The organism is Vagococcus vulneris (assembly GCF_003950515.1).
Classification (GTDB): domain Bacteria; phylum Bacillota; class Bacilli; order Lactobacillales; family Vagococcaceae; genus Vagococcus; species Vagococcus vulneris.
Map to the genome: position 1 here is coordinate 1 of NZ_NGJS01000030.1, position 10,015 is coordinate 10,015.

Annotated in this window: 8 protein-coding genes; all 8 read right to left on the bottom strand. The window is 34.9% G+C overall.

What is annotated here, in order from left to right; translation table 11 throughout:
* Window positions 1–222: 222 nt before the first annotated feature.
* The 8 genes from CBF37_RS11220 to CBF37_RS11255 all read right to left on the bottom strand — a co-directional run bounded on the left by CBF37_RS11220 (window position 223) and on the right by CBF37_RS11255 (window position 9,818).
* Window positions 223–1,092 carry a GNAT family N-acetyltransferase gene (locus CBF37_RS11220; RefSeq protein ID WP_125984844.1) on the bottom strand — a complete coding sequence of 290 codons (870 nt, stop codon included), beginning with the start codon at window positions 1,090–1,092 and terminating at the stop codon, window positions 223–225.
* 227 nt (window positions 1,093–1,319) lie between these two features.
* Window positions 1,320–2,927 (bottom strand): aspartate 4-decarboxylase, encoded by a 1,608-nt coding sequence (gene aspD, locus CBF37_RS11225; RefSeq protein WP_125984845.1) that lies wholly within the window; start codon window positions 2,925–2,927, stop codon window positions 1,320–1,322.
* Between the two features lie 140 nt (window positions 2,928–3,067).
* Complete coding sequence (locus CBF37_RS11230) at window positions 3,068–5,554, bottom strand: 5'-nucleotidase C-terminal domain-containing protein (protein WP_165866718.1); 2,487 nt, start codon at window positions 5,552–5,554, stop codon at window positions 3,068–3,070.
* Window positions 5,555–5,808: 254 nt separating this feature from the next.
* The gene (locus CBF37_RS11235) at window positions 5,809–6,015 is read right to left on the bottom strand and encodes a hypothetical protein (protein ID WP_125984847.1); all 207 of its coding nucleotides are present in this window, start codon (window positions 6,013–6,015) and stop codon (window positions 5,809–5,811) included.
* 226 nt (window positions 6,016–6,241) lie between these two features.
* Window positions 6,242–7,717 carry a DEAD/DEAH box helicase gene (locus CBF37_RS11240; protein ID WP_125984848.1) on the bottom strand — a complete coding sequence of 492 codons (1,476 nt, stop codon included), beginning with the start codon at window positions 7,715–7,717 and terminating at the stop codon, window positions 6,242–6,244.
* Between the two features lie 142 nt (window positions 7,718–7,859).
* The gene (locus CBF37_RS11245) at window positions 7,860–8,171 is read right to left on the bottom strand and encodes a heavy metal-binding domain-containing protein (RefSeq protein WP_125984849.1); all 312 of its coding nucleotides are present in this window, start codon (window positions 8,169–8,171) and stop codon (window positions 7,860–7,862) included.
* 62 nt (window positions 8,172–8,233) lie between these two features.
* A complete protein-coding gene (locus CBF37_RS11250) occupies window positions 8,234–9,166 on the bottom strand; it encodes an alpha/beta fold hydrolase (protein WP_125984850.1) in 933 nt (310 codons plus the stop codon).
* Window positions 9,159–9,818 (bottom strand): TetR/AcrR family transcriptional regulator, encoded by a 660-nt coding sequence (locus tag CBF37_RS11255; protein ID WP_125984851.1) that lies wholly within the window; start codon window positions 9,816–9,818, stop codon window positions 9,159–9,161. Before CBF37_RS11255 ends, CBF37_RS11250 begins: the two co-directional genes overlap by 8 nt.
* Window positions 9,819–10,015 lie beyond the last annotated feature (197 nt).

A 10,015-nucleotide genomic window follows, 5' to 3' on the forward strand; every position in this document is an offset into this window, starting at 1 on the left:
TTTCCATGTTGTGTGTGATAAACTTTGATTGTCCTTTTTCATAAGGGACCTCCTAAATGATTGATATTTCGTGGTCGGGAAACCAAATATATCTTATCATTTTAGGAGACTTTTTTTATACCACGCTGAAAGCTCTTCTGAACCACCCGCATAGCAGGTGGTTTTCAAAACATATAATAAAAAGATTGTTGATTTTTTATCAACAATCTTTCGATATTTTTTCTAACAATGTGTCACTAACGGTAATTTGATATTCTTAAAATAGTCAACTCCGCCTAAAACAAATAATGCATCGTCATCTTCGGCCTGTTCTTGAATAATTAAATCATCATCACAGCTATTAACTGGAAAATGCCAAATAATTTCATCAACATCATTAACCGGCAAATAAGATATATAGTCAGAAACGTTGACAGGTCTTTCAGATATGACATCGTATATGTGAAGTATGTGTTCTTCCTTTTCGAACAAAATATAACTGGATAAGTCAGAAATATAGTATAAAGCATCGCAAAATACCGTTGATGCATAAAATAAACTTAAACTTTCAAAATCGGTAAATGACAATAGCGACTGATTCGAATAGCGGACATTGATAATTCTCTCAATATCATACTGAACATCAGGAAAACTAGTTTTATATATCCCTTGCTTTGTTTGTTTTAGATTCTTAGTAATTTGTCTAAAGTTTAATTCATTAACTCTTTTAAATCCGAATTTTGGATAAAAATCCAACACTGTCTCATTTGCAAATAAATAGATGATATCCGTTTCTTGCTGATAATCATTAATTATTTTTTTTAACAGATACTCTGCTAATCCTTGATGACGATAAGCAGATTTCGTCATGACAGTACCGATTTGAATAACATTCAATTCTGTACCATTCACTTTAATACCGCCTTTATACACTGATGCATTTGCAATGATTTCTCCCTCATTAAACAAAGAATACGGTATATAGTGATTATCCCAATAACCTAAAGCCATCCAATCTGAGAAATCTATTTGAAAAATAGTATTGGCAAGTCCAATAAAACTAGCGACTAGCTTCTTATTATCGCGGTAATCTTTTATAAATGTATAATTCATGGTCTATTTATCCCTTTCTTTTTTCCAATAAATAAAAAAACACCACAAATATTTTTTGTGATACTTTTCACTTACTGTCACAATTTTACACAACTGAATAAATCTAAAGATTCTTTAGATTCTTCACTCGGTATTCAATTAATAAACATTAACGAATTATTCTAATAAATCTTAACACGTGAGGTAACCTCATACTATTTATTGATCCAGTTATCATAACACGTGTATTAGTGTCCACCAATCATCATTTGACTTTTCCAATTTTGTTTTAACCGATCAAATAACCGTATTAAACGATTACCCACTTCTTGGTAGTCCTTTGTAGGCAGGTTGGCTAGAGATATCCGAATCGCCCAGTCATCACTCCCAAAACCATTGGCTTTAAGCACTAATAATTCCTCCGCCACTGCTAATTCGGTCAATATTTCTGTAATTGTTGATGTCTTAACTAAATAATCAGTGAAATCAGCACCATACCGTTTCCGCAGCCAATAGTTTAAGTTTAGCTCGCAATAGTATGCGGTATTTAAAGATTGTAACGGCTCATCTAAACCAATTGTTTGAAAGAGTAGTTCTTCTCTTCTATGACATATGCCCATCACTTCTTTTTTATATTTTTCTTCTGAATCCAGCAGCGCATATAGACTGAATAATGCCATCATTGCTTGTTGCGGTGCTGACACTCCCGCAGCATGATTCAATGAGATATCGCGACTGTCCGCTACTAATCGGTCAATAAAAGGAATAGCTGCATCGCTGATATCCATTGAGGAATAACGCTTTGTTAATTTTTCTGTTTCATACATCGGCAAGTCTGCAATTAATTTATCAAATATATTGTCTTTCCCGATAATTATATTGCCAATACGCCATCCAGTTGCGCCAAAATATTTTGAATACGAATAAATACAAGCTGTATTTTTAGGTAATTCAGCAAATAACGATCTGAACTTCGGTACAAATGTCCCGTAAACGTCATCCGTTAAAATCATCAAGTTCGGATTATCTGCTGAAACAATCTGTTTAATTTGATCAATTGACGAATCGCACATGGCATTTGCAGTGGGATTACTTGGATTTACGACAAAAACTGCTTTAATTGATGGATCTTTCAGCTTAGCTAATTCTTCTTCGGGATATTGGTAGGTTAATTTTCCATGAAGCATTGTTTGTTTGGCGTTTACTTTAACAATATCAAATTCATAATGTGGCAACTCTGGTAATTCCAAGTATGGAGCAAACATAGGTAGCATCAATGCGATTTTATCACCTTTATTTAATAAGAAATTATTGACTAATGTATCAAACAAATAACAAATACCCGCCGTACCCCCTTCAACAGAAAAAATATCGAAAGGTGTTTGCTGGTTCAAAAATAATTTCTGGTTAAGGTACTGTTTTATCGGTTGTTCACAGGCGTCTAACACTCTAACCGGCTGGGGATAATTATCCCCGATTATGTAATCTAACATTTTCGCTAGCCAATTTTCTTTAGACATACCAAGATACGAATTATTATCTGACCAGATTTCATGTAATAAATCGGCCCCTTCACTTTTATGTGCCGCTAAAAAAGACAGATAACGAGATTCTCTATTCTCATTTTGGTTAATCATATCGGCTGTTAATCCTGATTGAGACAAACTCACCTCAGATAGTGCGAACTGACCTAACAGAAAGTAAGCTTCTCGAGGAATAGGAGCAATCCAATTCGGGTTGCCACGTCCTGCGTTTAGTAAATTTGAGATACTACTATCTTTCTCCTTTACTTTTTTTTCTAATAACAGACTTAATTCAAATGGACTTAATTGTTCCTTATTATTTTCAGAAATCATTCTATCACCCTTACTTTAAAATAAATTTTATTATACCTAGGTTTCAGTGTATGTCAATTTAGTTTGCCGATACTTTAAAGATAGTTATCAAAATACAAAAGTCGAGAGTGTATATACTCTCGACTTTTGTATTTTATTGATCACGCTGCATGATCTGTTTGTTTTTTCCAATAATAGATAACACCTGTCACTCCCAAAATAATCAGACCTGCGATACCTGCTTGACTAGCTTGTTCATTTGTTTTAGGTAATAGCTTAGACACAGTATTATTTACTTTATTTGTCGATCCGCCACTTGCCGTATTTCCTCCAGTTTTTGGAATGGTTGGATTAGTTTTAGACGTATCTGACGTTACTGGCGTTTGTTGAACCAATTTTTCTGATGATTGAGCTAATTTTTTCTGGGTTTCGTTAATCATCTCTGTTGTAATAATTTCCTTTACATCTTGACTTCGTGCTAACAACTCTTCAGCTTCAGACAAAGCTTTTTTAAATGCTTGCCAAGAAACTGACGTATAATCTTTTTCTTGTTTTTGTTTTTCTTTAGCAACTAATGTACTTAGATCTTTAGTTGAAATTAGTGTATTTTTTTCAATATCTGTTAATTTTTTCAAGGCTTCATCTATAGAATTTTTGTCACCGCTTGCTAAGGCCGTCTTTCCGGCCATCAATTCAGTTTCAAATGTCTGCCAACTATTTGCAGTATAATCATTTTTTGATAATTTTTCTAATTCTTTTATTCGCTTCGCTAACGATTTATCAGTTTCAGTTGTTACAGTTTGTTTAGTGGGAACAATCCGCTCGTAAGGAAATTGATTAGAATAATCAGTTAATTTATAGTGTTGTTCAGCAATATTTTTAATATTACTTTCTGCTTCACCACCGATTGCTTGTAAGAAATCTGAGAAAATTTGATCCATTGATGGACCTTCCTCTTTTTGACCGCCTAACATTGAATACCCGTCTCCTGCAGCAGCTAAAAAGTCATTCGTAGCCATATTATACATAGTTGTACTATTTCTTGGTACATCAATAAATTTTCCAGAACGGTCTTTTATTTTGATGGATAAAACACGTTTGCCGACAACGCCTGTTTCGGTGTTCGTGCCCGGTAAATTAGAATCATATGCCACTTTAATTGAATTTGAAACTTGTAAAAATCCACCATTGGCACCTAATTTAGGCAGACCTTTTTCATCTAAGACTACCTTATTCTGATCATCCATTACATGAATTGATCGCAATGAGTGTTCAAACATATTGTAAATTGTATTGCCAGACACTTTTATTTGAGATACTGTATTCCCAAAAGGCATGACACCGATAATATCACCTTTTGTCACCTCACCTGAGTCAATGGATTGACGAATTCCGCCGCCATTCATGACAGCAAAATCTGTTGGTTCATTAAAGCCAGTTTGACCATAATAATAAAGAGCATCACCAATCATATTACCTAAGTTAGTTTCTCGACTCCGGACGTTATCACGTTCTCCGTTCAAAACAACCGGATTATTTTTCAAAACGACTTTTGACATTTCACTGTCGAAGTTAGCTTTTGCCTCTTGTACAATTGCCTCAACCTTTGGATCTGGTGTTAATGATTTTAATTCAGAAAAAGGATGTAATTTGGCTTCTTTCACAGTGTTTTTTCCTTCACCAGCGACTGTCATCATACCAACATTATTCAAATGATTTCCAGTTTGACCAATCAAAACATTGCCTTCTTTTTGACCATTAGGTAAAGCTGTATGAGAATGACCATCTGCAATAACAATCTGCTTTTCTGGATATGCTGCAGCCAATTGTTTAGCTAAATAAGTACTGGTTTCATCTTCCAACGTCGTTTCATCAACACCTAAATGTGTCATAAAAACAAAATAATCTGCCTTGTCGCCAATCTCTTTAATTGTTTCAATCGCAACAGGTGCTGGTTTTTTAAACATAATTTTTTCGACATTTTTTGGGTGTGTCTTTACTGATGTTTCTGGTGTTGTTAAACCGATAAGCGCAAAAGATTTATTATGACCGTTAACATCTTTTTCAACAATCGTATACGAATTAAACGGACGAGTGCCATCTTTATAGAAGACATTAGCAGAAACAATTGGGAAATTAAGCTTATCTTTATAAGCCAATGCAGTGTCTAAGCCAAAATCAAATTCGTGGTTCCCCAATGTCATCGCATCGTAACCGACTGCATTCATTGCTTTTACCATATCCATCCCTTTGGTTAGATTTGATATAGGCAAACCTTGCATTGCATCACCAGCATCAACTAATAAAGTCGGTTTCTGGCTATCTTTAAATGTTTTGACTCTTCCCATACCAATAGATGGACTATACTTATCCTCAATATACTCCAAACGTCCATGCATATCGTTCGTATGCATAATTTTCACATTACTGATTGGCTCTTTCACTTCACTAGTACCTGTTGTGGTTTCCGAAGCTTTAGTCGTCATTGTTACTGTCGGACTAGAGTTTTTAGCAGTAGTGGTACTTTGTGATATCGACGTTGTGCTAGTTATAGTTTCTGCATGCCCTGCTTCTGAAAAAATTCCGCCTAAAGCTGCAAAACTAATTAAACCAATAGTCACCTTCTTAAAAAGATTTTTATTAAACAACTTCTCCATCCTCCTTAATTTCGATTAACTCCCTTACATTCTATCATAAAAAATTTTTTTTAATAGCATTTTCCCCGTATGCTAATTGTAAAATAAATGTAAATATTCGTGTTTTATCCAAAATATTTTTCTGAATATTGTGAAAAGCAAATAAAAAGACAAGCATACTTATTTTCAATTCCACTACCTTTAATAAATAGCAGTATATCACTGTAAATAAAAAAACCTCTTCTCATGATGAGAAAAGGCAATAATTAATCTTGGCAGAATACTAAACCATTATTATCAATTATATTAAATTTTCCTGTTTTAAGATTTGCCTTAAGCTGAGACCAAATAGTATAGGCTTTGTTTTTCCGAATAATAATCAGTTCATGTTCGTTTGGAACGTCGATATCTATCGATCCAGTTAAATCAAAACTATCATCATGATATCTCTGAGATAATATTATGTACTTCAAGATATCACCCGGCTTAGTTGCATAAGGTGTGAAATTAATATTAAATTCATCGATTTGACCGTGAATAATAAAAGAAATTTCAAGCGACTTATGCCAGTGTGATGAACAGAATGGTTTAGCGGTCTTACTATCTTTAATAATCTATGAAACCAGCAGTTGACTATCTTGATACTGAATTGTTTCATACTCAGATCCCATTTATCAACTCTCCTTGGTTTTTCAAGCTTTAATTTCTTTTCAAATCACGCTCATAATCAGACTCATTAGCACGGCTAACACGGCGCATACGTCCTTTGATCGGCATCTGTTGCAGTGTCTTAAGAACCATTTCACCTTTACCGTTTAAAATTTCAACAAAAGTCGAAATATCCATTAAATTGATAACACCAATATCATCAGCCGTCATACCTTCAATGTTGCACAAGGCCCCTACGACATCTCCCGGACGCATTTTTGTCTTTTTACCAGCATTGATATGAATTTTCATAATATCTTGACTGAAATTAACACTTTTTTCTTTTTTAATCTTAGGTCGTTGTTCTTGTTTTTTCCAAAAGTCATATTTTATTTGGTCAACTTGCGACTTGCTTGGTAAATTTATTTCTTCAATTAAACGATCTTGAGCAGTTAAAATTGCATCAAAGTTTTGTTTATCATGAGAATTTACTAAAGAGATCGCCTTACCTGTCTTACCAGAACGAGCAGTACGACCAATCCGGTGGACATAAATTTCCGGCTTATCCGGTAAATCAACATTCACAACTAAATTGATGTCTGACACATCAATTCCGCGACCTGCTACGTCTGTCGCAACCAAATTACGGAAATAGCCACGTTTGAAGTTTTGTACAACCTTTGTCCGATCAGTCTGTTCCATGCCGCCGTGCAGCATCTCAACAGACATACCTAAATGTTTTAATTCTTTCGTTACCGTTTCAACCATCACTTTAGTATTACAGAAAATCATGCTGCTGTCAGGATTTTCAACAACTAGAATATCCTTTAAAGCGTTAATCTTTTGATCATCAGCAACCGTTGCGTATTGCTGCTCGATACGCTGTTTAGCACTAGCAGTCGACTTGATTTCGATATAATGTGGCTGTCTCATGTACTTTTTAGCTAATTTTTTTATTCTTTCCGGCATCGTTGCTGAAAATAGAGCGGTCGTATGTGGTTTAGGCAAGACTTGAAGTACCTGTTCTATCTGCTCGACAAAGCCCATTGCAAACATCTCGTCAGCCTCATCAATAATAACCATTTTTATTTTTCTTAAATCAATCGTTCGACGTGATAAATGATCAAGTAGTCGACCTGGAGTAGCAACAACAACATGCGTCCGTTGCTTAAGGTTTTTCACTTGTGATTGATAGGAACTTTTACCGAATATTGCTTCGACTTTAATTCTGCGATAACGTCCGACATTAAATATTTCATCTTTGATTTGTGTTGCTAACTCTCTAGTTGGCGAAAGCACTAAAACTTGCGGCGCTCTTTCTTCCCATTCAATCAGTTCGCAGATTGGAATCGCAAAAGCACCTGTCTTTCCACTGCCTGTTTGCGATTTGACGATGATATCTTTTTCTTCTAACAACATGGGAACTACTTGTTTTTGTACGTCAGTCGGCATAGTATAGTTTAGCGTATCTAACGCTTTAATAATATTGTCATCTAATCCGAACAGCTGAAATTTATTTTGACTCATATTTAACATCCTTTATCTATTAAGCAATCAAGTTGCTTATCTTTTCTTATAGCTTCAATAGTGTACCATGGATTGACTGCTTGTAAAGAAAAACGCTGGAATAAATGATGGGTAATCATCATATCTCCAACGTTTTAATCAATTATTTAAATTTAACTGCCGTACCATAAGCCACGACTGACTGCATTTCCTGACCGATTGTTCCTGAATCAAAACGCATCATCACAACCGCATCTGCACCAACATGGGTTGCTTCTTCTTTCAAACGGTCAATCGCTTGGTCTCGAGCATCTCTTTGCATTTCTGTATACGATCTAATTTCTCCACCTACCATACTTTTTAGACCTGCTCCAAAATCTTTAAACATATTTTTAGAACGTGTTGTTAACCCAAAAACTTCACCAATAATTTCATAGTCTTTCCCTGGAATTTTCTCTGTTGTTGTTATTAGCATAAAAACCACCATTCCTCTCTTTATAGTTTTATCTTAATTTATTCAATGACATCTGACAAATATTAGTAACCAGGTTTAACTTGTTTTAAAAATGAAGACGTCTCTTGACTAATCTTTTCTGCCTGTTCTCGGTGAAGATAATGAGGTCCTTTCAAAAAATGCATTTGACCATTAATTGAATGTGCGGCTTGTTTTTGATGCATCTCTTTCCAATGTGGCATGGAATCATCATTATCTGCCACAAACAGCATAACCGGCAGCTCTTTTGGAAAAGTTAAATTTTTTGATGTCGCAAAGTTTTCAAATAAATGTTGAAGCTCATTTTCTATCGATTTTGATGTTAAATTTTTAAAGGTAATCATTGATAGTTGTCTAACGTTATCTGCCGTTCCTAACGTTTTTTCCGGAGAGGCCGCTATCATTAAACGCATCAAACCTGATGTTTTTAGAAAGTTATAAAAGCCTAAATTAGGTTTTTCCATAGGCTGTTCAGGAACACTCGAATCAATACCGATAAATGCTTTAACTGGTTCATCAGGATATTGATTAACATAATTAACTGCATACAGCCCGGCAATTGAATGTCCCATTAATGAGTATGACTTTAAATCTAATGTTCGAATCACCTTTTGAAATTCTTCAACAATGTTTTCTTTTGTTCTAGGACGTGCCGTTTGGCTGCTTAAGCCATAGCCGAACGGTTCAATAACAATAACTCGATGCTCCATGCTTAAGCTATCTGCTAATTTTTTAAAATCTAAATACGGTGAAGCCGTGCCGTAACCGGGTAGTAAAATAATAGTGTTCTTACCAGTACCCTGATCAACTATATTTATCTCTCCGTCGAACATTGGAATTTTTCTGCCATATTGCTGAATCTGTTTAACTTCCTGTTTTAATTTTATTTGATTAAACAAATAGGTACTGCTGATAAATAATCCTGCTGCTGATAACAAACCTAGCAGACATAAACCCACAATTCTTAATTTATTCATTATCTTTCACTCCGTCTAATTGAGTACCGACAAGCTGCTTTATTTGATTGATAACGTCATCGGCTAAAATATTAACACCTAATTGCTGTAAAATAAATTGTGAAACAGCAACTTTATCCCAAAATTCGTTAACTGTATCTGAATACAGAGCGTTCATATACCAAGTATTTAAGAGGAATAACGCCACCTCAGATACTTGTTTTGGATAAGCCGTATGTAAAGATTGATCCTTATTGCCTGCTTGAATAAACTTTAAAACAAAGGGCAGATAAGTTTCTTTGGTTTGTTCGAGATGTTTTAAAAAGAAAGCTGGATTTTCCATTAATGGTGCTACTTTGCGACTATTAGTCTGCAGTTTGTCATCATGCATGCTAAAGAGAAACAGTTGCTGTAATTGCTCCAATCCGGTTAGACTTTTATTCATTTCAATTTCATGCAATCTTGTCTTATCCGGCAGCATTAGAGCAATCACATCATTCAATATAGCTTCTTTTGATTCAAAATGGTGATATACCGCACCCTTTGTTAGTCCATCTAGTTTTTTGACAATTTGATTGATCGACGTTTTTTCATAACCTTGTTGTATAAAAAGGTCTGCTGCAATATTCAGAATCTCATACCTTGTACTTTCTGCGTCATATCTATGTGACATTTTTACTCATCCTCCCAAAACATACTGTTGGTATGTTTTGATTTTATTAGACTTTTAAAATTTTGTCAACAATCAAAACCTCCAGTGTGAACTGGAGGTTTGTTCTTCGGCTGAAAGCCTCTATTGCCGGCCTGAGCCTAAAAGGCTCACTGAAAAAGTCTCCCTTATGCACCACATTCACTCGCTGATCCTAAAAG